Origin of the sequence: Achromobacter sp. NFACC18-2 (genome assembly GCF_900108985.1) — a bacterium.
GTDB lineage: Bacteria > Pseudomonadota > Gammaproteobacteria > Burkholderiales > Burkholderiaceae_B > Achromobacter.
This window is the reverse complement of the sequence record NZ_FNYM01000005.1, coordinates 76,212-98,972: the sequence shown is the minus strand read 5'-3', so window position 1 is coordinate 98,972 and position 22,761 is coordinate 76,212. Positions and strand designations below refer to the sequence as shown.

General features: G+C 67.6%; 23 protein-coding genes. 8 read left to right on the top strand and 15 right to left on the bottom strand.

What is annotated here, in order from left to right:
* The first annotated feature begins 25 nt into the window (after positions 1 to 25).
* The 3 genes from BMW75_RS09235 to BMW75_RS09225 are packed head-to-tail and all read left to right on the top strand — an operon-like array spanning position 26 to position 2,569.
* Positions 26 to 1,108, top strand: a complete 1,083-nt coding sequence (locus tag BMW75_RS09235; RefSeq protein ID WP_092579109.1) for a branched-chain amino acid ABC transporter permease — start codon at positions 26 to 28, stop codon at positions 1,106 to 1,108.
* On the top strand, positions 1,101 to 1,862 hold the full coding sequence (locus BMW75_RS09230; protein ID WP_092578782.1) for an ABC transporter ATP-binding protein: 762 nt from the start codon (positions 1,101 to 1,103) through the stop codon (positions 1,860 to 1,862). Before BMW75_RS09235 ends, BMW75_RS09230 begins: the two co-directional genes overlap by 8 nt.
* The gene (locus tag BMW75_RS09225) at positions 1,859 to 2,569 is read left to right on the top strand and encodes an ABC transporter ATP-binding protein (protein WP_076515944.1); all 711 of its coding nucleotides are present in this window, start codon (positions 1,859 to 1,861) and stop codon (positions 2,567 to 2,569) included. Before BMW75_RS09230 ends, BMW75_RS09225 begins: the two co-directional genes overlap by 4 nt.
* A gap of 22 nt (positions 2,570 to 2,591) precedes the next feature.
* Here the strand turns inward: BMW75_RS09225 and BMW75_RS09220 are convergent, their stop codons facing one another.
* From BMW75_RS09220 to BMW75_RS09210, 3 genes are all read right to left on the bottom strand, one after another.
* The gene (locus BMW75_RS09220; RefSeq protein WP_092579108.1) at positions 2,592 to 4,151 is read right to left on the bottom strand and encodes an acetolactate synthase large subunit; all 1,560 of its coding nucleotides are present in this window, start codon (positions 4,149 to 4,151) and stop codon (positions 2,592 to 2,594) included.
* 352 nt (positions 4,152 to 4,503) lie between these two features.
* Complete coding sequence (locus tag BMW75_RS09215; protein ID WP_254791973.1) at positions 4,504 to 4,749, bottom strand: hypothetical protein; 246 nt, start codon at positions 4,747 to 4,749, stop codon at positions 4,504 to 4,506.
* 105 nt (positions 4,750 to 4,854) lie between these two features.
* Positions 4,855 to 5,877, bottom strand: a complete 1,023-nt coding sequence (locus tag BMW75_RS09210; protein WP_092578780.1) for an amino acid ABC transporter substrate-binding protein — start codon at positions 5,875 to 5,877, stop codon at positions 4,855 to 4,857.
* A 352-nt stretch (positions 5,878 to 6,229) separates the two neighbouring features.
* Here BMW75_RS09210 and BMW75_RS09205 point away from each other — a divergent pair, with 352 nt between their 5' ends.
* From BMW75_RS09205 to BMW75_RS09190, 4 genes are read left to right on the top strand one after another with little or no spacing between them, the layout of a single operon-like run.
* Complete coding sequence (locus tag BMW75_RS09205) at positions 6,230 to 7,249, top strand: Bug family tripartite tricarboxylate transporter substrate binding protein (RefSeq protein WP_092578778.1); 1,020 nt, start codon at positions 6,230 to 6,232, stop codon at positions 7,247 to 7,249.
* Positions 7,250 to 7,293: 44 nt separating this feature from the next.
* Positions 7,294 to 7,974, top strand: a complete 681-nt coding sequence (locus BMW75_RS09200; protein ID WP_092578776.1) for a 3-oxoacid CoA-transferase subunit A — start codon at positions 7,294 to 7,296, stop codon at positions 7,972 to 7,974.
* A gap of 25 nt (positions 7,975 to 7,999) precedes the next feature.
* On the top strand, positions 8,000 to 8,641 hold the full coding sequence (locus BMW75_RS09195; protein WP_092578774.1) for a 3-oxoacid CoA-transferase subunit B: 642 nt from the start codon (positions 8,000 to 8,002) through the stop codon (positions 8,639 to 8,641).
* Positions 8,641 to 9,468, top strand: a complete 828-nt coding sequence (locus BMW75_RS09190) for an IclR family transcriptional regulator domain-containing protein (RefSeq protein ID WP_092578772.1) — start codon at positions 8,641 to 8,643, stop codon at positions 9,466 to 9,468. Before BMW75_RS09195 ends, BMW75_RS09190 begins: the two co-directional genes overlap by 1 nt.
* A gap of 24 nt (positions 9,469 to 9,492) precedes the next feature.
* On the opposite strand, the gene BMW75_RS09185 is transcribed toward BMW75_RS09190, so the two are convergent.
* From BMW75_RS09185 to BMW75_RS09165, 6 genes are all read right to left on the bottom strand, one after another.
* Complete coding sequence (locus tag BMW75_RS09185) at positions 9,493 to 10,542, bottom strand: L-threonylcarbamoyladenylate synthase (protein ID WP_092578770.1); 1,050 nt, start codon at positions 10,540 to 10,542, stop codon at positions 9,493 to 9,495.
* Between the two features lie 14 nt (positions 10,543 to 10,556).
* The gene (locus tag BMW75_RS09180) at positions 10,557 to 11,747 is read right to left on the bottom strand and encodes a 5-(carboxyamino)imidazole ribonucleotide synthase (RefSeq protein WP_092578768.1); all 1,191 of its coding nucleotides are present in this window, start codon (positions 11,745 to 11,747) and stop codon (positions 10,557 to 10,559) included.
* A 5-nt stretch (positions 11,748 to 11,752) separates the two neighbouring features.
* On the bottom strand, positions 11,753 to 12,274 hold the full coding sequence (gene purE / locus BMW75_RS09175) for a 5-(carboxyamino)imidazole ribonucleotide mutase (protein WP_076515963.1): 522 nt from the start codon (positions 12,272 to 12,274) through the stop codon (positions 11,753 to 11,755).
* Between the two features lie 104 nt (positions 12,275 to 12,378).
* Positions 12,379 to 12,951, bottom strand: coding sequence for a disulfide bond formation protein B (locus BMW75_RS09170; protein ID WP_092578766.1), 573 nt, complete (start codon positions 12,949 to 12,951; stop codon positions 12,379 to 12,381).
* Positions 12,952 to 12,961: 10 nt separating this feature from the next.
* Entirely contained in the window at positions 12,962 to 13,120 is a 159-nt protein-coding gene (locus BMW75_RS29425; RefSeq protein ID WP_369825592.1) for a DUF5993 family protein, read from the bottom strand.
* Positions 13,121 to 13,318: 198 nt separating this feature from the next.
* The gene (locus BMW75_RS09165) at positions 13,319 to 14,200 is read right to left on the bottom strand and encodes a phosphoribosylaminoimidazolesuccinocarboxamide synthase (RefSeq protein WP_092578764.1); all 882 of its coding nucleotides are present in this window, start codon (positions 14,198 to 14,200) and stop codon (positions 13,319 to 13,321) included.
* 254 nt (positions 14,201 to 14,454) lie between these two features.
* Between BMW75_RS09165 and BMW75_RS09160 the strand changes: the two genes are divergently transcribed.
* Positions 14,455 to 14,907: a GFA family protein gene (locus tag BMW75_RS09160; RefSeq protein WP_092578762.1), complete on the top strand. Its 453-nt coding sequence runs from the start codon at positions 14,455 to 14,457 to the stop codon at positions 14,905 to 14,907.
* A gap of 93 nt (positions 14,908 to 15,000) precedes the next feature.
* Here the strand turns inward: BMW75_RS09160 and fba are convergent, their stop codons facing one another.
* From fba to BMW75_RS09130, 6 genes are all read right to left on the bottom strand, one after another.
* On the bottom strand, positions 15,001 to 16,065 hold the full coding sequence (fba, locus tag BMW75_RS09155; RefSeq protein WP_076515979.1) for a class II fructose-bisphosphate aldolase: 1,065 nt from the start codon (positions 16,063 to 16,065) through the stop codon (positions 15,001 to 15,003).
* Positions 16,066 to 16,273: 208 nt separating this feature from the next.
* Entirely contained in the window at positions 16,274 to 17,713 is a 1,440-nt protein-coding gene (locus BMW75_RS09150; RefSeq protein ID WP_092578760.1) for an amidase, read from the bottom strand.
* A complete protein-coding gene (locus tag BMW75_RS09145; RefSeq protein WP_092578758.1) occupies positions 17,706 to 19,337 on the bottom strand; it encodes an ABC transporter ATP-binding protein in 1,632 nt (543 codons plus the stop codon). Before BMW75_RS09145 ends, BMW75_RS09150 begins: the two co-directional genes overlap by 8 nt.
* Entirely contained in the window at positions 19,337 to 20,176 is an 840-nt protein-coding gene (locus BMW75_RS09140) for an ABC transporter permease (RefSeq protein ID WP_076515986.1), read from the bottom strand. Before BMW75_RS09140 ends, BMW75_RS09145 begins: the two co-directional genes overlap by 1 nt.
* Positions 20,173 to 21,150 (bottom strand): ABC transporter permease, encoded by a 978-nt coding sequence (locus BMW75_RS09135; RefSeq protein ID WP_092578756.1) that lies wholly within the window; start codon positions 21,148 to 21,150, stop codon positions 20,173 to 20,175. Before BMW75_RS09135 ends, BMW75_RS09140 begins: the two co-directional genes overlap by 4 nt.
* Entirely contained in the window at positions 21,147 to 22,751 is a 1,605-nt protein-coding gene (locus BMW75_RS09130; protein ID WP_092578754.1) for an ABC transporter substrate-binding protein, read from the bottom strand. The genes BMW75_RS09135 and BMW75_RS09130 overlap by 4 nt, the downstream gene beginning before the upstream one ends.
* Positions 22,752 to 22,761: the final 10 nt, after the last annotated feature.

Sequence of the window (22,761 nt, the reverse complement as noted above, 5' to 3'; positions counted from 1 at the left end):
GGACCCTCGCATGCGCACGCCGCTGATGAACCGACTCCTGCCCCTTGCCGCGCTGCTGGCGCTGGCCGCCTTTTGGTTCAGCGGCAGCGACTACTACACCGGCCTGGCGGTCAAGATCATGATCTACGCCATCTTCGCGCTCAGCCTGCAGTTGCTGGTGGGCGGGGCGGGACTGGTGAGCCTGGGACACGCCGCCTTCTTCGGCATCGGCGCCTACGTGGCGGCGCTGCTGTCGCCCGAGTCGGAAGCGGCCGGCCTGTGGTGGCTGCTGCCCGCCGCCCTGCTCGCCGCGGGCGCCTATGCGCTGGTCACGGGCTCGCTCGCGCTGCGCACGCGCGGCGTGTACTTCATCATGGTCACGCTGGCGTTTTCGCAGATGGCCTATTACGTCTTTCACGACACCAAGATCGGCGGCGGCAGCGACGGCATCTATCTGTACTTCCGGCCCGACCTGTCGCTGGGCGGGTGGACGCCCGTGGACCTGAGCGACCCGGCCACGTTCTATTTCTTCGTCCTGGCCGGCCTGGCGCTGACCTGGGGCTTTCTTGCGCTGCTGCGGCGCTCGCCGTTCGGCACGGCCCTGAACGGCATCCGCATCAACGAACAGCGCATGCGCGCGGCCGGCTACTCGACCTATCGCTACAAGCTGGCCGCCTACGTCGTGGGCGCCATGCTGGCCGGCCTGGCGGGATTCCTGTTTGCCCTGAAGGACGGGTTCGTGACGCCCGAACTGCTGGCGTGGGAGCAATCGGGGCTGGTGCTGCTGATGGTCATCCTGGGCGGCATGGGCAGCCTGGGCGGCGCGGTGCTGGGCACGGTGACGATGGTGCTGTTGCAGGAACTGTTCCAGTCGCAGGAATTGTTCGGCGACTATGCGCGCCACTGGCATCTGCCGCTGGGCATCGCCATCATCGTACTGGTGGCATTGCTGCCCAACGGGCTGGCCGGGCTGCCCGCTCAATGGCGCGAACGCCGGCAGGCGCGCGAGGTGGATGACGCGCGTGCGGCAGGCGCGACCAGCCCCCGAAACGACGCCGGCAGCGCGCCGCGCGCCGAGGCCATGCCCGCCGCGCCGCGCCTGCCCCTCCAGGGAGAACGCCATGTCTGATCTTTTGCTGGCCGCGAACGCGGTCACCCGCCGCTTCGGGGGCCTCACCGCGGTGAACGGCGTATCGCTCGGCCTGCTGCGCGGCCAGGTGCATGCCGTGATCGGCACCAACGGCGCGGGCAAGTCCACGCTCATCAACATCCTGTCGGGCGAGCTGGCGGCCAGCAGCGGCCAGGTCATGCTGCGCGGCCGCGACATCACCGCCTGGCCGCAACCCGAGCGGGCCCGCGCCGGGCTGGGCCGCAGCTACCAACGATCCACGATCTTTCCCGAACTCAGCGTCTTCGAAAACTGCCGGCTGGCCGCGCAGGCAAGCCGGCAGCGATTCTGGCACTGGTGGCGCGATGCCGCCGCCTGCCGGCGCAGCGCCGAGCTGGCGGGCGCCGCGCTGGACCGCACGGGACTTTCCGGCGACGCCCGCCAGCCCGCCGGCCTGCTCCCGCACGGCCGCAAGCGCCAGCTCGAGATCGCGATGTGTCTGGCGGGCGAACCGCAGGTGCTGCTGCTGGACGAACCGCTGGCCGGCATGGGCCCCGAGGAAACCGACCGCATCCTCGACCTGCTGCAGACGTTGAAGGCCGGGCACGCGATTCTGCTGGTCGAACACGACATGGACGCCGTGTTCCGCATCGCCGACACCATCACCGTCATGGTCAACGGCGCGGCCATCGCCAGCGGCGCCCCGGCGCAGATCCGCGCCAACCCCGAGGTGCGCACCGCCTACCTGGGCGAAGACGAAGGAGCGCACGCATGAGCGCGCTGATCGAAGCTGGCGGACTGCATGTGTACTACGGCGCCAGCCACGTCCTGCGGGGCGTGGACATGCACATCGCCCCCGGCGAATCCGTGGGACTGGTGGGCCGCAACGGCATGGGCAAGACGACGCTCATCCGCAGCCTGATGGGCCATGTGAGAAGCGCGCGCGGCAATGTGCGGGTGCGAGGCAGCGATTGCACGCACGCGCAGCCGCATGCGATTGCGCGCATGGGCGTGGCCTACGTGCCCGAGGGGCGCGGCATCTTTCCCAACCTGAACGTGCGCGAGAACCTGCAGGTGGCGGCGCGGCCGGGCAGGCGCGCGGGCCAGGACTGGACGTATGCGCGGGTGCTGGACACCTTTCCGCGCCTGCGCGAGCGCCTGGGCCATGGCGGCCAGCAATTGTCGGGCGGCGAGCAGCAGATGCTGGCCATCGGCCGCGCGCTGATGACCAATCCGGACCTGCTGATCCTGGACGAAGCCACCGAAGGCCTCGCGCCGCTCATCGTGGCCGAGATCTGGCGCATCATCCGCGAGATCCGCGCGACCGGGATGTCCACGCTGATCGTGGACCGCAACTACCGGGCGGTGCTGGAACACACCGACCGGTGCCTGGTCATGGAGAAGGGGCTGATCGTGCAGGACGGCGACAGCGCGTCGCTCGCCCGGCAGCCCGAACAATTGACGCGCTATCTGGGGGTGTAGGCCTGGATGGCGCGCCTGGCGCTCAGATCAACGCTTCGATCAGGAAGGGACCGCGCCGCTTGAGACCATCGGCCAGCGCGCGCGCGAAGCCTTCGATCGTATCCACGCTGACCGCTTCGACGCCCATGCCGCGGGCCAGATGCGTCCAGTCCAGGTGCGGATCCTGCAGGTCCAGCATGCGGCGCGCGTTGCGGCCCGGCTCCAGCACGCCCACGTTTTTCATTTCGCCGTGCAGCGTGGCGTAGGAACGGTTGGCCAGGATGATGGTGAGGCAGTCGAGGTTCTCGCGCGCCTGCGTCCACAGCGCCTGCAGGGTGTACATGCCGCTGCCGTCCGCCTGCAGGGTCACGACCTTGCGGTCGGGGCAGGCCACCGCCGCGCCGGTCGCCAGGGGCAGGCCGATGCCGATGGCGCCGCCGGTCAGCATCAACCAGTCGTGCGGCGCGCTGCTGACGCTGTAAAGGGGGAATTCACGGCCCTGCGTGATGGACTCGTCGCAGACGATGGCCTGTTCGGGCAGGTGGTGCGCGACCAGGATGTTCACCGCGGCGCCGGTCAGCTTGCCCGAGGCGGGCACCTCGTAGGTGGCGGCGGGCGCCGCAAGGCGCGGCGCGTCGGCAGCGATGCCCAGCTCGTCGGCCAGCCATTCCAGCGCGTGCGGCAGATCCTGCTCGGCCGTCGCCAGCACGATCTGGTTGCTGTCTTGCGGCGCCAGCAGGCTGGGCTTGCCGGGATAGGCAAAGAACCCGACCGGCGCCTTCGCGCCTGCCAGCACCAGGTGCTTCACGTCCTTCAGCTTGGCCACGGCCAGGTCGATCGGATACGGCAGGCGATCCACCGGGGTGCGCGCGCCGCCGCGCTCGATGCGGCGGTTCGACGTTTCGGACACCAGGCGCACGCCGGTGGCGCGCGCGATGCGGCCGGCTGCGTTCAAGCCGCGCTCGCGCAGCGCGGCGCCGCCCAGCATCAGCACGGTGACTTCGCCCGAGCGGATGGCGTCGGCCGCCGCGCGCACGGCGTCGGCGGTGGTCTGCGCCAGCGCCTCATCCTTGGCCACGATGGGCGCGGGCGCGTTGTCGGGCAGTTCGGTCCAGGCCGTGTCGGCCGGCAGGATCAGGGTGGCGATGTTGCCCGGCGAGCGCCGCGCCACGGCAACCGCTTCGGCGGCGTCCGCGGACAGGGCCGAGGCCGTCGTCGTGCGCTTGACCCAGTGCGACATGGGCCGCGCCACGCCCTCCACGTCGCTGGTCAGCGGGGCGTCGTACTGGACGTGATAGGTGGCGTGATCGCCCACGATGTTGACCATGGGCGTGCGCGCGCGCTTGGCGTTGTGCAGGTTGGCCAGGCCGTTGCCCAGGCCCGGGCCCAGGTGCAGCAGGGTGGCCGCGGGCTTGTCGGCCATGCGCGCGTAACCGTCGGCCGCGCCCGTCACCACGCCTTCGAACAGGCCCAGCACGCAGCGCATCTTGGGCTTGCGATCCAGGGCCGCCACAAAGTGCATCTCGGATGTGCCCGGGTTCGCAAAGCAAACGTCCACATCATTGGCAAGCAAGGTGTCGCAGAGGCTGTCGGCGCCGTTCATCGTGTTTCCCTGGTAGTTATCAATGGCAATGCGGGTGGCATCGCCACCCGCGCACCGGACATGATAGGGAGCCTGGCGGATTCGCGATAGAGCCATTTCAGGCCGCCCACATGGAACCATTCCCGCTGTATTCCGCCTGCCGGAACAAAGACGGCGATTTTCCGGGGGACCGGCCTGCGCCCCCGGTCCCGGGATCGCGGCGGACCGCGCGGCGGCCAGCGCAATACCTGGCTTGATGTCGGCGAACAGGTTGGTGTTGCGCTTGTTCAGGTAATTCCAGTCGCCGACCAGAGCCGTCTTCCGCGACATCGGGTAGAACGACCCGTCGGCCCGTGTGGGCAGGCCCGACCTGTCATACCCCTGGTTGCGGTCCTTCTGGTAACTGAAAGCCCGTCGTCACCGTGGTCGCCGGAGCGACATCCGCTTCCAGGATGCCGTAGAAAAGCTGGTTCTCCTTGCCCGCCTTTTCCTTGAAGCTGCCCGAGTCGGTGTACGCCATTACGGCGCGGCCGCGCAGGGTCGTGGCCTCGTTCAGGGGAGACGACACATCCGGCATGGTGCGGTAGCCGTCCCAGAATCCGGCGGACACGGACAGCACGCCCTCGGCAAGGCCTCCCGAAGGAGGCCTTGAAATGCCTGCCGAACCGCGGGATTGCGGTCCGCTACGGCTGCCGATGTATCAGCGCATCAGCCCATCAGAGGTTCAGCGGATCGGCCACGGATACATCGCGCCGCCCTGATTCCACAGCGCATTCGTGCCGCGCTGCAGGCCCAGCTTGCTGTCCTTGCCCACGTTGCGCTCGAACACTTCGCTGTAGTTGCCGACCGCCTTGATCGCGTTATAGGCCCACTTTTCATCCAGGCCCATGTTCTTGCCGGCCCCCGGCGTCACGCCCAGGATGCGCAGGACGTTGGGATTCTTGCTCTTGAGCATGTCATCCACGTTCTTCTGCGTGATGCCGTATTCCTCGGCTTCCAGCAGCGCGAAGAGCGTCCAGCGCACGATGCCCAGCCAGTTCTCGTCGCCCTGGCGCACCATGGGGCCCAGCGGCTCCTTGGAGAATCGCTCCGGCAGGATCTCGTAGTCGTCCGGGTTGGCGACCTGGGTGGCGCGCACGGCGGCCAGTTGCGAGGAGTCGTCCGTGAAGGCGTCGCAGCGGCCGGATTCGAAGGCCCGCACGACCTCGGTCACCTTGTCGATCACGACCGGCTTGAACTCGATGTTGTTGGCGCGGAACCAGTCGGCCAGGTTCAGTTCGGTGGTGGTGCCGGGCTGCACGCAGACCGTGGCGCCGTTGAGTTCCTTCGCGCTCTTGACGCCCAGCTTCTTGCTGACCAGGATGCCCTGGCCGTCATAGAAGCTGGCGGCGACCGCGGACAGGCCCAGCGACGTGTCGCGCGTCTGGGTCAGCGTCACGGTGCGCAGCAGCACGTCGACCTCGCCCGACTGCAGCGCCGTAAAGCGTTGCTGGGTGGAAAGCGCGGTGCCCTTGAACTTGGAGGCATCGCCGAACACGGCCGCCGCCACGGCGCGGCAGATGTCCACGTCCATGCCTTCCCATTCGCCCTTGCTGTTCGTCGCGGAAAAGCCGGACACGCCGTCCGTCAGGCCGCATTGCACGAATCCCTTCTTTTTCACCGCATCCAGCGTGGGACCGGCCACTGCCGCCGAAGACGCGCAGGCCAGGGCGAGCGTGCTGGCTGCAACCATCAAAATCCGCTTCATGATGCTTCTCCTGAGATAGGTGTCCGCCATCGGCTCGTAGCCGGCGACCGCTGAAACCAGGCCCCGCCTTACTGGGCCGGCCGCCAGATTAAGGCATGTCCACCCTGTGAACAACGCGCGCCTTCCTAGTGAAAACCCGCAGCGACGAGGCGCCCCCTGCGAATCGGCAGGCGTCCGGTGATCGAACTTTATCGGCGCCTCGGCGGCCCGTCGCGGCCACCCCCGCGTGCCATACTTTTTTTGCGACTTTGTCCGATAGGCAGCAAAGCCGCAGTCCAGGAAACACCGGTCGCGTCCCATAAAAACCCGGACGCGCATCGCCATTCGCCCGATTCATGGAGGAGACAAGTCCATGGCACATGTATGCACATCGCAGCCCCATCGCCCGGCGGCGGCCACTGACCGCCGCCACGCTCTCAGGAACCTGCTGTTCGCCGCCCTGGCGGCAACCGGGCTGGCCGCCGGCCCCGCCCAGGCCGACGATTGGCCCAGCAAGCCCATCAAGATCATCGTGCCGTACACGCCTGGCGGTTCCACCGACACCGTCACACGCATCGTCATGGAAAAGCTCGGGCCGCGCCTGAACCAGACCATCGTGGTCGAGAACCGGCCGGGCGCCAACAGCAGCCTGGGGTCCGCCCTGGTCGCCAAGGCAGAGCCCGACGGCTATACGTTTCTGTCGATGCTGCCCGCCTACATCATCAATTTCCACCTCTACAAGCTGGGCTACAAACCCGCGGACCTGACGCCCGTGGTGCAGATGGCGGACCTGCCGCTGTTCCTGTTCGTCTCGCAGGAATTGCCCGTGAACAACGTGAGCGAACTGGTCGCGTACGCCCGCAAGAATCCGGACAAGCTCACCTATGCCTCCAGCGGCAACGGATCCAGCGCGCACCTGACCGGCGCCGACTTCGCGCTGCAGAGCAAGATCACGATGACGCATGTGGCCTACAAGGGCAGCGCGCCGATCCTCACCGACCTGCTGGGCAACCGCGTGTCGATGGTGTTCGACCCCATCCTGGTCCCGATGCAGTACGTGAAGCAGAACCGCCTGAAGGCGCTGGCGTTCACCGGCAAGGAACGCTGGCCGACGGAGCCCGGCATTCCCACGATGGAAGAAGCGGGCCTGCCGGGCTTCGTGACCGGATCGTGGGCGGGGCTGATGGCGCCGGCCAATACGCCCAGGCCGATCATCGAACGCATGGCGCGCGAGATCAGCGAGATCGTCAAGGAGCCGGACGTGCGGCAGAAGTTCGTGGATGCGGGCTTTCTGCCCGTGGGCGGCACGCCGGCGCAGTTCGCCGAGCTGATGAAAAAGGACTCGGCGCGCTACGCCGAAATCATCAAGCAGGCGAACATCACCGTGAACTGAGCGCGGCCGGGCGCCCTGGGCGCCCGCCCTCCACCGGAGCTCCCATGATCGACAAGTTCATCGACACCCCCGCGGCGGCCGTCGTGGACATCCATGACGGCGCCACCGTGCTGATCAGCGGGTTCGGCGGCGCCGGCATGCCCACCGAACTGATCCACGCGCTCATCGACCAGGGGGCGCGCGACCTGACCGTGGTCAGCAACAACGCCGGCAATCGCGACACCGGCCTGGCGGCGCTGATCAAGGCCGGACGCGTGCGCAAGGTCATCTGCTCGTTTCCCAAGGCGTCCCATTCCTGGGTCTTCGACGCGTTCTACCGCGAGGGCCGCATCGACCTGGAATGCGTGCCCCAGGGCACCATCGCCGAACGGCTGCGCGCGGCCGGCGCGGGACTGGGCGGCTTCTTCACCCCCACCGCCTATGGCACGGACCTCGCCCGCGGCAAGGAGACCCGCATCATCAACGGCCGCGGCCACGTGTTCGAGGAGCCCCTGCATGGCGACTTCGCGCTGGTCAAGGCGGACCGCGGCGATCGCTGGGGCAATCTCACCTACAACATGAGCGCGCGCAACTTCGGGCCCATCATGTGCATGGCGGCCAAGACCACCATCGTGCAGGTGCGCGCCAAGGCCGAACTGGGCGAGTTGCCCCCCGAGGCGGTGGTGACGCCTGGCATCTTCGTCAAGCGCGTCACGGAAGTGCCCAACGCCGCCTTTTCCAGCTAACGCCACCCCGCGTAAAGGAACCCGCATGTTTCGTCCCCTGACCCGCGAAGCCATGGCGCGCCGCCTGGCCCTGGACATCCCCGACGGCAGCTACGTGAACCTGGGCATCGGCATGCCGGTGCTGGTGGCGGCCCATCTGCCCGACGATCGCGAGATCGTGCTGCACAGCGAAAACGGCATCCTGGGCATGGGCCCGCCCCCGGCCGAGGCCGACATCAACCTGGACCTCATCAATGCCGGCAAGCAGCCCGTGACGCTGCTGCGGGGCGGATCGTACTTTCATCACGCGGACTCGTTCGCGATGATGCGCGGCGGCCACCTGGACATCTGCGTCATGGGCGGCATGCAGGTCGCCGAGAACGGCGATCTGGCGAACTGGTCGCTCGACAAGCCGGGCGAAGCGCCGGCCGTCGGCGGCGCGATGGACCTGGCCGTGGGCGCGCGCAGCGTGTTCATCATGATGGAACACAACAGCAAGAACGGCGATCCCAAGATCGTCCAGCGCTGCAACTATCCGCTCACCGGCGCCGGCGTGGTGGACCGGATCTACACGGACCTCGCCGTCATCGACGTCACGCCGGACGGGCTGGTGGTCCGGGATATGATCGACGGCATGACTCTGACCGAACTGCAGGCGCGCACCGGCGCGCCGCTGCGCGCAGGCTGATGCTGCCCAACCTCCCTCCTCCCGGCTACGCGGCGCCGCCCGCGGCCGAAGACCATCCCGACCAGTTGCGCGGCGATCCGGACTACATGCTGACGCTGGCCCGCGGGCTGCATGTGATCCGCGCCTTCGGCACGCGCCGCCATCCGCAGACCGCCGCCGAGCTGAGCCGGCGTGCCGGCCTGCCGCGCGCCGTGGTGCAGCGCTGCCTGCACACGCTGATCCTGCTGGGCATGGCCGAACAGCACGGCCGGCTCTACGTGCTGACGCCGCGCATCCTGGGACTGGGCTACGCCTACTTTTCCTCGACGCCGTTCGTGTCGCTGGCGCAGCCCGTGCTGGAAGAGTTGAGCGCCACGGTGAACGAAACCTGCGCGCTGGCCATCATGGAGGGGCACGAGATGCTGTATCTCGCGCGCTCGGAAGTGAACCGCCTGCTGGCGACCTCGATGGGCCTGGGCAGCCGCCTGCCGGCGTATTGCACGTCCATCGGGCGCGTGCTGCTGGCGGAATTGCCCGAGCCGGCGCTGGCCCGGTATTTCGCGACGACCGACCTGCAGCCCTACACGGAATTCACGCTGACCAGCGAGGCCCGCCTGCGCGCGGAGCTCGCCCGCATCCGCGAGCAGGGCTATGCGGTGGTCGACCAGGAACTGGAACTGAACGTGCGCGCAATTTCAGTGGCCGTGCGCTCGGCCAGCGGCAAGGCTTGCGGGGCCGTGAACGTCAGCGTCAAGGCCGCGCGCGTGCCGCTCGATCGGCTGAAAGACGAATTCCTGCCGCCCTTGCGGCAGGCCGTCGAACGGATCGGGGAATTCCTGGCCGCGTGATCGGCCAGGCCATGCCGGGCCAGGCTACAGGCCGGTCGTATCCAGCGTGAAGGCCGCGGCCGCGCGGCCGATGCGGTCATTGACCGCGTGCCAATCATCGGTGGCGGGCGGCGCCTGCACGATGATGCGCGCATAGCCCTGTCCGTCCAGATCGCGCAGCAGGCCGTACAGCGCCTGCGCATACCGCGCCGGGTCCGCCGGCACCGGCTGCCATTGCACGCGGGCATCGACCGCGGCGGGCGGCGGGCCATAGGCCACCAGCACCACGCGGCCTTCGGGCAGGTTGCGCCCCTGCAGCACGTCCTGCATGCGCGCGTCGCTGGCCAGTTCCAGCGGCGTGCGCGGCGCGTAGTGCGCCTTCAGCGTGCCCGAGGCGCGCGGCGCCGCGGCGTCCGGCGCGAAAACCTGCACGCCCAGCACGGCTTCGATCTGCGCGGCGCTGATGTGGCCGGGCCGCAGCAGCACGGGGCCGGCGCCGCGATCCAGGCGCGACAGATCCAGGATGGTGGACTCGATGCCCACTTCCGATGCGCCGCCTTCCAGCACGGGCATGCCGGCCGCGACTTCGTCGGGAAACTCATTGCGCACGTGCTCGGCGCGGGTGGGCGAGACCTGGCCGAACTTGTTGGCGGACGGCGCGGCCACGCCGCCCTGCCCGTTCGGCTTGCCGGCCGCGAACGCCGCCAGCAGCGCCTGCGCCACCGGATGCGACGGACAGCGGATACCGATGCTGTCCTGGCCGCCGCTCACGGTGTCGACGATGTGCGGCGCGCGCTTGAGGATCAGGGTCAGCGGACCGGGCCAGAACGCGTCGATCAGCAGCCGCGCTTCGGGCGGCACCTGCGCGGCCCAGTACGACACGTCGCCCTGCGGGGCGATGTGCACGATGACGGGGTGATTGGAGGGCCGGCCCTTGGCCGCGTAGATCTTGGCGACCGCTTGCGGGTTTTCGGCATCCGCGCCCAGGCCGTACACGGTCTCGGTCGGAAAGGCGGCCAGCTCGCCGTCCAGCATGCGCTGGGCGGCGTGGGCGATTTCCGCGGCGCTGGCGGAGTCGGGTGTGGGTCGGGACATCGGATCGGCGCGGGTTACTCGGGCGCCTGCATGCCCAGCGCGGCCGCCACGCGGGCGGCATCGGCGCGGGCCGCTTGCAGGGTGGCCGCCACGATGGTGACGTGGCCCATCTTGCGGCCGCGGCGCGCCTCGCGCTTGCCGTACAGGTGCAGCTTGGCCGACGGCACCGCCAGCGCCGCCGCCCAATCGGGCTCGCGCTGCGCGGTGTCGGTGTCGTTGGCGTACCAGATGTCGCCCAGGATGTTCAGCATGACGGCGGGCGCCAGCAGGTCCGTGCCGCCCAGCGGCAGGCCGGCCATGGCGCGCGCCTGCTGCTCGAACTGGCTGGTGACGCAGGCGTCGATCGTGTAGTGGCCGCTGTTGTGCGGCCTCGGCGCGATCTCGTTGACGATGAGGCTGCCGTCCTTGAGCACGAAAAACTCCACGCACAGCACCCCGTGGTAGCCCAGGCCCTGCGCGATGGCCTGCGCCGCCTCGGTGGCGCGCGCCTGGCGTTCGGCGTGGGCGGCGTCCTGCTGCACGGGCGCGGCGGTGGACACGGCCAGGATGCCGTCGCGATGCACGTTGCGGGCCACGGGAAACACCACGCTCGCGCCGTCGAAGCCGCGCGCAAGCACGACCGAGATTTCATAGTCCAGCGGCATCAGCGCTTCCAGCACGCAGGCCACACCGCCGAATTCGGCGAAAGCGGCCAGCGCTTCTTCGCGCGTGTCGATGCGGGCCTGGCCCTTGCCGTCATAGCCCAGGCGGGCGACCTTCAGGATGCCGGGAAAGAGCGCGTCGGACGCGGCATGCAGATCGGCTTCGCTGCGGATGGCGGCGTGCGGCGCGACCGGAATGCCTTGCGCGGCGATGAAGGTCTTCTCGGCGATGCGGTCCTGCACGATGGCCACGGCGTCGCCCGCCGGGCTGACGCGGCAGCGGGTCGCCAGCGCGCGCAGGCTGTCCGCGGGGACGTTCTCGAATTCGGTGGTGACGGCCTGGCAGGTCTGCGCCAACTGCGCGAGGCCGGCCTCGTCGTCATAGGCTGCCTGGATGTGCAGGTCCGCGACCATGCCCGCGGGGCACTCGGCCGCCGGGTCCAGCACCGCGACCTTGTAGCCCAGGCTTTGCGCCGCGTGGCAGAACATGCGGCCCAACTGGCCGCCGCCCAGCATGCCCAGCCAGCCGCCGGGCGCGATCATGAAAGGAGTCGATTGAGTCATTCGCATCAGGCCTCGGGCGGAACCTTCATATCGCGCGCGGCCTGCGTCTGGCGGGCGCGGAACGCCACCAGCTTTTCGTGCAGTCCCGCGTCGGTGCCCGCCAGCGTGGCGATCACGTGCAGCGCGGCATTGGCCGCGCCCGCTTCGCCGATGGCGAAGGTGGCCACCGGCACGCCCTTGGGCATCTGCACGATGGACAGCAGCGAATCTTCGCCGCGCAGGTACTTGGAGGGCACCGGCACGCCGAACACCGGCACTTCGGTCAGGGCCGCCATCATGCCCGGCAGGTGCGCCGCGCCGCCGGCGCCGGCGATGATGCCGCGCAGGCCGCGCTGATGCGCCGCGGCGCCGTATTCGGCCATGTCCTGCGGCATACGGTGCGCGGAGATCACGCGCGCCTCGTAGGCCACGCCGAACTCCTCCAGCATCGTCACCGCGTGCTTCATGACCTCCCAATCGCTGGAAGATCCCATAATCACGCCCACCACGGGGGTGGCCTGCGCCGCTGCGGAAGTCTGGTCTGTCATAACCGGTGTCTAGAAGTTGAACCGCGGCGCGCGCGCCGCGACATGTCAGGAAAGCGCGGAACCCGCCCGCGAAACCCGCTATTTTACCCGGCGTCTGCGGACCGCTACTGCGCGGCCGCCCTGTCCAGCCAAAGATAGCTGACCGGATCGTCCGGGCAAGGCCCGAAGCCGCACTGCAGCGTGGTGCTGCCGGCGTTGGCCAGGACCACGACAAAAAACAGGGCCATGACCACCATGCCCAGCGCCGATACCGGCTTTTTCAGCATGCTGTCGCCCCATTTCCGGTCGACGCACAACATGACGACGCAGAACGCGATGATGCCCGCAAAGGCGATGAAGGCCCACGTATAGAAATGCAGGCCGAGCAACGGCGTGCCGTAGCCCGGATCGCCGGGCGCGATGTGCAGCAGGACCTGGCGCCCCGAGGCGACCATGCCGCCCATCGCCCCCGCGATGCTCATCGCATAGTGCATGGGCGAGGGCCCCAGCCGCAGGTTGAGCAGGAACCCGACGCCGGCCAGCATCAGCGCCACGCGTTGCAGCAGGCAGAGCGGGCACGGCAGTTCGTCATACGCGAACTGCCAGACGAAGGCCATGCAGAGGATGGCGCTGACGCCCAGGAGGGCCAGCGCGTTCAGGATGCGCGAGCCGCGCGCGGGGTTGAGGGAAAAGATCATCGTCCGCGCGTCACAGGGAGAGCGCCAGCGGACTGGTCATGTGGTATTGGCACCAGGCGGCAAAAAGCGCCAGGGTGAGCAGCCAGAACGTCACGCAGGGACGGCGCCTGCCCGTCAACCCGAACCACACCGCCAGCGTCCCAGTCACAAAAGGCAACATCATCACCATGCGGCGCTCCTTATCACGGATGTCCCGAACCAAGCGCGGACGAGTATAGCGTAACAATCCGAAATAATTGGCATTCCAAGCCCCGGGTTTCCCCTTGCCGCGACGGGGATCAGGCAAAAAAAACCCGCTCTGGATGCAGAGCGGGTTTCATCGAGCGCGATCGGTCGGGCGACCGATCAGGCAAACATCAGGCAAACATCAAGCGATCAGGCGGTCCAGCGCTTCGCGGTACTTGGCCGCCGTCTTGTCCAGCACGTCCTTGGGCAGGCGCGGCGCGGGCGGCGTCTTGTCCCAGGTCTGGGTCTCGAGCCAGTCGCGCACGAACTGCTTGTCGAACGACGGCGGGCTGATGCCCACGCGATAGCCGTCCGCCGGCCAGAAGCGCGACGAATCGGGCGTCAGGACTTCGTCCATCAGGTGCAGCGTGCCGTCATCGTCCAGGCCGAACTCGAACTTGGTGTCGGCGATGATGATGCCCTTGGTCGCCGCGAAGGCTGCGGCCTCGGCGTAGAGCTTGAGCGTGACGTCGCGGATGCGCTCGGCCATTTCCTGGCCGACTTCCTTGACCACATGCGCGAAATCCACGTTTTCGTCGTGCATGCCGAACTCGGCCTTGGCCGCCGGCGTGAAAATCGGTTCGGGCAGCTTGCTGGCCTGCTGCAGCCCGGCCGGCAGCTTGATGCCGCACACGGCGCCGGTGGCCTGGTAATCCTTCCAGCCGGAACCGATCAGGTAGCCGCGGGCGACCGCTTCCACCAGGATGGGCTTCAGGCGCTTGACCACCACGGCACGGCCGCGCACCTGGTCCACCTCATCGGGCGCCACGACGTCCTCGGGCTTCACGCCGGTGGAGTGGTTGGGCAGGATATGGGCCAGCTTCTGCAACCAGAACTCGGTCAACTCGGTCAGCACCTGTCCCTTGCCGGGAATGGGGTCGTCAAGGATCACATCGAAGGCGGAGATACGATCCGACGCGACGATCAGCAATTTGTCGTCGCCGACGGCGTACATATCGCGCACCTTACCGCGGCCCAGCAGCGGCAAGGACTTGATGCTGGATTCATGCAAAGCAGAAGTCACGGGAATGGCCTATGGCAAAAATGAACATTCCCGCCGCGGGCGGGCGCCAGGGCGGGAAGTAGAACGAAATCGGACACTGTGCGGGAGCGGCGCCGGATGGCGGCCGGGAACGGTCCCCGCAAAGCGCATAGATTACTGCAAATAAGTTCGCCTTGCCGCTGGCCGAGGGCCGGGTTAGGCTTTATTCCCACCCATTATTCGCGCCGGCCGCCCCAGGCGTCACGGCGCAACCCACCGCCCGGAGACAAAGCCGTATGCAGGATGCTTCCCCCAAGCGCATGCCCCACGCCGACGCGCAGGTACACATGACAGGCGGCTGCCAATGCGGCGCCATCCGCTACGCCCTCACCGACGAACCCATCACGGCCGCCACCTGTCATTGCCGGGACTGCCAATATTCCAGCGGCGGCGCCCCGGCCCATGCGCTGATCTTTCCGGCGGGCACGGTGACGCTGCTGCGCGGCCAGCCCAAGGAGCACCGCTACCAGGGCGACTCCGGCCACTCGGTCATGCGCAGTTTCTGCCCCGCCTGTGGGACGCCGCTGTTCGGCGGCTCGGAGGGCATGGGCTATGAAGTCGTGCGCGCGGGGTCGCTGGACGATCCGGAAGCGTTCCACGCCAAGGTCAGCCTGTGGACGGATTCGGCGCCTTCGTGGCATCACGTGGATCGCACGGTGCCGCATTTTCCGAGGAATGCGCCGCAATAGCGCCATCGGCTGCTGCCGCGCAAAAAAAAGCTGGTCCCTCGGGACCAGCCTTTTCCGCATGCTCCGCCCGCAGGCGGAGCACTGGCAAGACACTTACTGAACCACCTGAGCCAGCTTGCCCGACGCGTATTGCGCGGCGACTTCGGTCAGCGGCAGCGGCTTGATCTTGCTGGCGTTGCCGGCGGTGCCGAATTCCGTGTAGCGAGCGACACAGATCGCCTTGGCGGCGGCGCGGGCCGGCTTGAGGTATTCGCGCGGGTCGAACTTTTCGGGGTTCTCGGCGAAGAAGCGGCGGATGGCGCCGGTCATGGCCAGACGGATATCGGTGTCGATATTGATCTTGCGCACGCCGTACTTGATGGCTTCCTGGATTTCCTCGACGGGCACGCCGTAGGTTTCCTTCATGTTGCCACCGAATTCGCGGATCTCGGCCAGCAGTTCCTGCGGCACGCTGGAGCTGCCGTGCATCACCAGGTGGGTGTTGGGCAGGCGGGCGTGGATTTCCTTGATGCGGGAGATCGACAGGATGTCGCCGGTGGGCTTGCGCGTGAACTTGTAGGCGCCGTGGCTGGTGCCGATGGCGATGGCCAGGGCGTCGAGCTGGGTGCGGCGCACGAAGTCGGCGGCCTGCTCCGGATCGGTCAGCAGCTGGTCCATGGTCAGCTTGCCGTCGGCGCCGTGGCCGTCTTCCTTGTCGCCTTCCATGGTTTCCAGGGAACCCAGGCAGCCCAGTTCGCCTTCGACGGTCACGCCCAGCTTGTGCGCGATGTCCACGACCTTCTTGGTGACTTCGACGTTGTAGTCGTAGTCGGCGATGGTCTTGCCGTCTTCCTTGAGCGAACCGTCCATCATGACGCTGGAGAAGCCCAGGTCGATGGCGCCTTGGCAGACCTTGGGCGACTGGCCGTGGTCCTGGTGCATGACCACGGGAATGTGCGGGTAGGACTCAACGGCGGCCTGGATCAGATACTTCAGGAAGCCTTCGCCCGCGTATTTGCGCGCGCCGGCCGAAGCCTGCATGATCACCGGGCTATCGGTCTCCGCCGCGGCTTCCATGATGGCCTGGACCTGTTCCAGGTTGTTGACGTTGAAAGCCGGAATGCCGTAGCCGTGCTCGGCGGCGTGGTCGAGCAACTGGCGCATGGAGACTAGGGCCATGAGTGGTCCTCCTTAGGTACTGTCTATTGAGAGATGATTGAAGTCCTGCTGAATGGGGTGATTTTACGGGGGAATCGAAGAAAGGTCTTGCAACGGCCGGTATCCTATCCATTCAGACGATGCCGAACGACGTAGGGCCGGTTGGCGACCTCCGTTGTGCGGCCGATGCGGGCGGGGCCGAACAGCCTGCGCCCCGCCGCCGCGGCCTTCAGGCCGCCCTGGGAACGGCGACCCGCCCCGCCCAGGGCTGGGCCGCTTCCAGTTGGGCCGACAGCGCCAGCACCAGGTCTTCACGGCCGTAGCGGCCGACCACCTGCACGCCCACCGGAAGGCCGGCCTCGGTCCAGACCAGCGGCAGGCTGGCCGCGGGCTGCCCGGACGCATTGAATGCCGCCGAGAACGTGCCGTAGGTGGCGACCTTGCGGCGGAAGTCCAGGAACGAGCCCTTGGCGGTCGAGAGCTCGCCAAGCTTCAGGGGAAGCTGCGTGAGCGACGGGGACAGGATGGCGTCGTAGCCCTGCATGTAGCCGTCAAGGATGCGGCCGATGGCGTGGAACCGGTTCACGCTGGCGATGTAGTGCGCCGCCGGCAGCGTCTTGCCGTATTCATATCCCTCGCGCAGGACGGGTTCCAGGTCACCGTCGCGCAGCGGCTGGCCGGTCAGCCCCAGGCGCGTGTCGACCGACAGCACGATATTGCCGGCCAGCACGTTGGCGTGGGCCAGCACGAACGCCTCGTATTCGATGTCCGGCGGCGCGCTGTCCACCACCTCGTGTCCGAGCTCGCGGCACAGCACGGCCGCCCGCTCCACTGCCGCGACGCATTCGGGCGCCACCGGAATGCCGTTCCAGGCGTCGCTCCACAGGGCGATGCGCAGCTTGCGCGGCGATTCGGCCAGGACCTTCAGGTACGAAGCCGGGCCGGCAGGCGCCGTGTAGGGCGCGCCCGGTTCGGGGTCGGCTATGGCGTCCAGCGCCGCGGCCGTGTCGCGCACCGACCGCGACAGCACGCCGTCGGTCGCCAGGCCGCCCCAGCCTTCGCCGCGGAACGGCCCCATCGGCACGCGCCCGCGCGAGACCTTCAAGCCATAGACGCCACAGGCGGCCGCCGGGATCCGGATCGAGCCGCCGCCGTCGCTGCCATGGGCCAGGGGCACGATCCCCGCGGCCACCGCCGCCGCCGCGCCGCCGCTGGATCCGCCGGACGAGCGGGTCGGATCCCAGGGATTGCGGGTGGGGCCGCCGTTGCGCGCCGCCTCGGTGGTGGGCGCCATGCAGAATTCCGGCACGGTCGTGCGCGCAAACGGAATCAGGCCGGCGGCCTCGAACCGGTCGGCCAGCGTGGCATTGCGCGCATAGGCCGTGTCGTTGAGCAGGCGCGAACCCAGGCTGGACGGAAAGCGCGTGTGCGCCAGGCCGGAATCCTTCAGCAGGAAGGGGATGGCGCCGAACGCCCCCCGCGGCTGCCAATCCCGCGCCACGTCCAGCGATTCCTCATAGCGCTCGTAGCACAGCGCGTTCATCGCCGGCGCGCGTTCCCGCGCCAGCTTGATGGCGCAGGCCATCAGGTCTTCGGCGCGGACTTCGCGCCGGGCCAGCAGGCCGGCCAGCGCCAGCCCGTCCAGCAACTGATACTCGGTGTCACGCATACTGCTTGCTCCTGGTCGAGGGATCCGACAGCGCATCCAGATCGGGCTTGTTCCAGGCCTTGCCCGGCACCGAATCGATCAGGCGGCGCGTGTATTCATGTTGGGGGTGATAGAAAATCGTGGCGGCGCGATCCAGCTCCACCAGTTGCCCTTGGCGCATCACCGCGATGCGGTCGCAGATCTGGGCGGCGACGCGCAGGTCATGGGTGATGAACAGCACCGACAGGTCGAACTGCCCGCTCACGGTCTTGAGCAGGTCCAGCACCTGGGCCTGGATCGACACATCCAGCGCCGACACCGCCTCGTCGGCCACCAGCAGCCGCGGCTTGAGCGCCAGCGCGCGCGCGATGCCCACCCGCTGACGCTGCCCACCCGAGAACTGGTGCGGATACCGGTCGCCGGCATCGCCGCCCAGGCCCACCAATTCCAGCAGTTCGCGCGCCTCGCGCAGTGCGGTCTTGCGGTTTTCGCCGAAGGCGATCGGCCCCTGCGCCACGGCCTCGATGACGCGATGGCGCGGATTGAGCGACGCGTAGGGATCCTGGAACACCATCTGGATCTGGCGGCGGTACGGACGGAAATCGCGCGGCTTCATGCCCACGAGCTCCTGGCCCTCCATGCGCACGCTGCCGCTGTCGGGCGCGATCAGCCCGATCAGCGTGCGGCCCAGCGTGGACTTGCCCGAACCGGACTCCCCGACGAGCCCCAGCGTTTCCCCCTGGCGGATCTCCAGCGAAATGTCGCGCAGCGCATCGACGCGCCGCCCGCCCGTGGCGAAAGTCTTGCACAGATTTTTCACCATCATCAGCGGCTGCGCCGCCGCGGCCTCATCCTTGCCTTCGGGCTTGTGCGGCACCGCCGCGATGAGCTGGCGCGTGTAGGGATGCTGCGGACGGTTGAGGATGTCTTCGGCCGCGCCCGACTCCACCACCGTCCCCTTGCGCATCACCACGATGCGGTGGGCAATATCGGCCACCACGCCGAAATCGTGGGTGATGAAGATGACGCCGATGCCCATGCGCCGCTGGATATCCTTGATCAGGTCCAGGATCTGCGCCTGCGTGGTGACGTCCAGCGCGGTCGTGGGCTCGTCGGCGATCAGCACGTCCGGCTCCAGGGCCAGGGCCATCGCAATCACCACCCGCTGGCGCTGGCCGCCCGAGAGCTGGAACGGATAGGCGTCGTACATGGCCTGCGGATCGGGCAGCAACACCTGGCCGAACAGGTCCAGCACGCGCTGCTTGCGGGCGGCGGCGCCCAGGTTGGTGTGGCGCTCGAGCACCTCGTCGACCTGGCGGCCCACCCGCATGATGGGGTTGAGCGCCGTCATGGGTTCCTGGAAGACCATGCCGAAGGACCGGCCCCGCAGGCCGTACCAGTCGGTGGGCGACAGGTGGACCAGGTCGTGCCCGCCATACAGGATCTGCCCTTGCGTGACGCTCAGCTGGTCAGCCGGCAGCAGTCCCATGATGGCGTGCGCGGTGACCGATTTGCCCGAGCCGGACTCGCCCACCACGCACAGGATCTCGTTGCGGTTCACGGTGTAGGACACGCCCTGCACCACCGTCGGACCGCCATGGGCGGCCGTTACGCTGAGATCACGGATTTCCAGCAGCGCGCTCATCACGTCGTCCTCCTGCGGGCCAGTTTGGGGTTGAGCGCATCGTTGAGCGCTTCGCCGATCAGGTTGAGCGCCAGCACCGTCATCAGGATCGCCACGCCGGGAAACACGCTCATCCACCAGGCGTCGCGCAGCACGCTGCGCGAGGCGCCGATGATGTAGCCCCAGGTCATGGCGTTGGGGTCGCCCAGGCCCAGGAAGCTCAGCGCCGATTCCAGCAGGATCGAGCTGGCGATCATCAGGGAGCCCGACACGATCACGGGCGACAGGCTGTTGGGCAGGATCTGCGTGAGGATGATGCGCAGGTTCGACTGCCCGGACAGCATCGCCGCCTGGACGAACTCGCGATTCTTCAGGCTCATGAATTCGGCGCGGACCAGCCGCGCCAGCGGCGGCCAGGACACCACGGCGATGGCGAAGATCACCGTGGCCATGTTGGGCGTCAGGATCGCCACCAGCACCACCGCGAGGAAAAAGCTGGGGATGGTCTGGAACAGTTCGATGAACCCCACGATGGCCTGGTCCACGCGTCCGCCGTAGAACCCGGCCAGCGCACCGACGGTGATGCCCAGCAGGATCGACACCGCCGTGGACACGGCGGCCAGCACCAGCGTGACGCGCGAGCCATAGGCGATGCCCGAGGCGATGTCGCGCCCCAGCGTGTCGGTGCCGAGCAATGCGCCTTCGGACAGCGGCGGCATGAATGGGCCGTTGATGATGTCCCAGGGACTGTCGGGGAAGATCCAGCTCGCGGTGATGGCCACCAGCGCAACCAGCGCGACCACGATCAGGCCCATGACGCCGCCCTTGTTGCGGCAGAACGATTGCATGAACGCTTTCATTTGAGTTCGATCCTGGGATCCGCCACCGTGTAAAGAATGTCGGTGATGAGGTTGACCACGACCACGATCAGCGAGGCCACGAAGAACACGCCGAGCAGCACGCTGTAGTCGCGCTGGATCAGCGCGTCGAACGCCAGCCGGCCGATACCCGGCCACGCAAAGACCGTTTCCACCAGGAGCGACCCGCCGATCAGCCCGCCCGCCTGGATGCCGGCATAGGTAATGACGGGCAGCAGCGCGTTGCGCAGCACGTGGCGCACGATCACCGTGCGTTCGGACAGGCCCTTGGCGCGCGCCGTCTTCACGAAGTCCAGCTGGCTGATTTCCAGGATGGACGCGCGGGTCAGCCGGGCGTAGACCGCCATGTAGAACATGCCCAGTGTGAGCGCCGGCAGCAGCAGATGCTTGGCCACGTCGGCCAGGCGCGCCAGCCCGGTCAGGTTGGCGCCGACACTTTCATAGCCGAAGGCCGGCAGCCATTCCAGGTTCACGGAAAAGAGCAGCACCAGCATCAGCCCCACCCAGAACAGCGGCGTGGCGTAGGCCAGCATCGACAGGGTCGTGATGACGGTATCGCCCCACTTCCCGACGCGCAGCGCGGCCTGCGTGCCCAGGCTTACCCCCGCCAGCAGCGCAAAGGCGAATGCCGACAGGGTCAGCAGCAAGGTGGCCGGCAGGTGCTCCAGGATCAGGCTGGATACCGGCGCCTGCTGGCGATAGGAATACCCCAAGTCGAATGTGGCGACGTTCTTGAGGTATTGGCCCAACTGCACCGCGATCGGCTTGTCCAGACCAAACTCCTGCCGCAGCTTGGCGATGAATTCGGCGTCCACCGCCCCGGACTGGCCGGCCAGGATTTCGGCCGGGTCGCCCGGCGCCGCCCGCACCAGGAAGAAGTTGAAGAGCGCGATCATCAGCAGAACCAGGACGCTCTTGACCACCCGGTTCGCCAGGAACGTGGCGATCTTCTTCATTCTTTGGACAGCCAGGTGTCGCTCTGCGTGTCGACGACGCCCAGCGCGGTCGTCACGGCGTCATGCACGCGCTTGTTCAGCAGGGTCGAATAGTTGGTGTCGGCGATCCACAGCACGGGCACGTCTTCCACCAGGATGCGCTGCACCTCGCTGTACAGCTTCTGGCGTTCTTCATCGGTGGCGGCGGTGGCCGCGGCGTTGAACAGCGCATCGACCTTGGGGTTGTTGTACTGAGACGTATTGGTGAACATCAGTCCCTTCTTGATGTTGCTGCCCAGGTATGTGCGCGACACGCCGATCGCCGGATCGCCGTACTGGAACACGCCGTTGGAGCCCATGTCGTAGTCCCAGTTGCCCACGCGGCTGGTCCAGCCGCCCACGTCGGTGTTCTCCAGCGTCACCGCCACGCCGATCTTGGCCAGGTTCTGCTTGACGTATTCGGCCACGCGGCGCTGCATCTCGCCGTAAGGCAGCGGAATCAGGCCGACCGAGGCGCGCACGCCCTTGGCGTCGGGCTTCAGGCCCATTTCATCCAGCAGCGCGATGGCCTTCTTGGGATCGTAGGGATAGGACTTGACGTTGGAATCGTAGAAGCGCGTGTTGTGATGGATGGGGCCGGTGGCGACCGTGCCCGTGCCGAACATGATCTTGTCGACGATGAACTGGCGGTTGATGCCGTACATCAGCGCCTGGCGGAAGCGCTTGTCCGAGAATGGCTGGCGGCCGCCGTTCAGTTCGATCCACTGCATCGTCGACCAGTATTCGTAGCCCTTTTGGGTCTGCGCGATGCTGGGCAGCTTGGCCACACGCGCCACGTCCACGGGCTCGATATCCTGCAGCCAGGCCTGCAGCACCGTGCCCTGCTCCAAGGCCACGCGGCGCGATGCGGAATCGGGAATCACGCGGTAGGTAATCCCGTCCAGGTAGGGCCGGCCTTCCTTCCAGTAGTGCTCGTTCTTGACCAGTTCGATGTAGGAGCCGCGCTCCCAGCGCTTGAACTTGAACGGCCCGGTGCCGACCGGCGCGTTGTTGTTCGGGTTCTGGCCGATCGGCGTGTCGACGTCGTACAGGTGCTTGGGCAGGATCGCGCCGCCGCCGATGTCGAAGGCATAAAGAAAGGCGGAGTACGGCTGCTTCAGCTTGAAGACCACTGTCTGCGCATCCGGCGCCGAGATTTCCTGCACGTTCGCCATCAGCGTGCGCGTGCGGGGCGTGTTGGCGAGGATCTTGGTATAGGTGAACACGACATCGTCGGACGAGAACGGCTTGCCGTCATGCCACTGCACCTTGGGCTGCAGGTGGAAGGTGTAGGTCAGGCGGTCCGCCGAAACCTCCCAGGACTTGGCCAGGCCAGGCTGCGGCTTCAGGTCGAAGGAATAGGTCAGCAGGCTTTCAAAGATCTTGCCGGCCACCAGTTGAGTGCTGGCCACCTGTTGCACGGCCACGTTCAGCGTGGGCGGCTCCGGATTGACGATGGCGGTCAGGATCCCGCCATATTGCGGGGTTTCGGCGGCGTGCGAGGGGGAGACGGCGAAAGGCAGCAAGCTGGCGGCGGCCAGCATGCAGCGCGCCAGGGCGCGGCGGGCACTGAAGGCATTCATGGCAGGACTT

What these genes read in the sequence shown, in the direction of transcription:
- BMW75_RS09200 (WP_092578776.1), top strand. Translation starts at nt 7,294, where the DNA reads ATGATCGACAAGTTCATCGACACCCCCGCGGCGGCCGTCGTGGACATC.
- BMW75_RS09170 (WP_092578766.1), bottom strand. Translation starts at nt 12,951, where the DNA reads ATGATCTTTTCCCTCAACCCCGCGCGCGGCTCGCGCATCCTGAACGCG.
- BMW75_RS09185 (WP_092578770.1), bottom strand. Translation starts at nt 10,542, where the DNA reads ATGTCCCGACCCACACCCGACTCCGCCAGCGCCGCGGAAATCGCCCAC.
- BMW75_RS09140 (WP_076515986.1), bottom strand. Translation starts at nt 20,176, where the DNA reads ATGAAAGCGTTCATGCAATCGTTCTGCCGCAACAAGGGCGGCGTCATG.
- BMW75_RS09135 (WP_092578756.1), bottom strand. Translation starts at nt 21,150, where the DNA reads ATGAAGAAGATCGCCACGTTCCTGGCGAACCGGGTGGTCAAGAGCGTC.
- BMW75_RS09145 (WP_092578758.1), bottom strand. Translation starts at nt 19,337, where the DNA reads ATGAGCGCGCTGCTGGAAATCCGTGATCTCAGCGTAACGGCCGCCCAT.
- BMW75_RS29425 (WP_369825592.1), bottom strand. Translation starts at nt 13,120, where the DNA reads ATGGTGATGATGTTGCCTTTTGTGACTGGGACGCTGGCGGTGTGGTTC.
- BMW75_RS09180 (WP_092578768.1), bottom strand. Translation starts at nt 11,747, where the DNA reads ATGACTCAATCGACTCCTTTCATGATCGCGCCCGGCGGCTGGCTGGGC.
- BMW75_RS09220 (WP_092579108.1), bottom strand. Translation starts at nt 4,151, where the DNA reads ATGAACGGCGCCGACAGCCTCTGCGACACCTTGCTTGCCAATGATGTG.
- BMW75_RS09190 (WP_092578772.1), top strand. Translation starts at nt 8,641, where the DNA reads ATGCTGCCCAACCTCCCTCCTCCCGGCTACGCGGCGCCGCCCGCGGCC.
- purE (WP_076515963.1), bottom strand. Translation starts at nt 12,274, where the DNA reads ATGACAGACCAGACTTCCGCAGCGGCGCAGGCCACCCCCGTGGTGGGC.
- BMW75_RS09130 (WP_092578754.1), bottom strand. Translation starts at nt 22,751, where the DNA reads ATGAATGCCTTCAGTGCCCGCCGCGCCCTGGCGCGCTGCATGCTGGCC.
- BMW75_RS09235 (WP_092579109.1), top strand. Translation starts at nt 26, where the DNA reads ATGAACCGACTCCTGCCCCTTGCCGCGCTGCTGGCGCTGGCCGCCTTT.
- BMW75_RS09225 (WP_076515944.1), top strand. Translation starts at nt 1,859, where the DNA reads ATGAGCGCGCTGATCGAAGCTGGCGGACTGCATGTGTACTACGGCGCC.
- fba (WP_076515979.1), bottom strand. Translation starts at nt 16,065, where the DNA reads ATGGCCCTAGTCTCCATGCGCCAGTTGCTCGACCACGCCGCCGAGCAC.
- BMW75_RS09150 (WP_092578760.1), bottom strand. Translation starts at nt 17,713, where the DNA reads ATGCGTGACACCGAGTATCAGTTGCTGGACGGGCTGGCGCTGGCCGGC.
- BMW75_RS09210 (WP_092578780.1), bottom strand. Translation starts at nt 5,877, where the DNA reads ATGAAGCGGATTTTGATGGTTGCAGCCAGCACGCTCGCCCTGGCCTGC.
- BMW75_RS09195 (WP_092578774.1), top strand. Translation starts at nt 8,000, where the DNA reads ATGTTTCGTCCCCTGACCCGCGAAGCCATGGCGCGCCGCCTGGCCCTG.
- BMW75_RS09230 (WP_092578782.1), top strand. Translation starts at nt 1,101, where the DNA reads ATGTCTGATCTTTTGCTGGCCGCGAACGCGGTCACCCGCCGCTTCGGG.
- BMW75_RS09160 (WP_092578762.1), top strand. Translation starts at nt 14,455, where the DNA reads ATGCAGGATGCTTCCCCCAAGCGCATGCCCCACGCCGACGCGCAGGTA.
- BMW75_RS09205 (WP_092578778.1), top strand. Translation starts at nt 6,230, where the DNA reads ATGGCACATGTATGCACATCGCAGCCCCATCGCCCGGCGGCGGCCACT.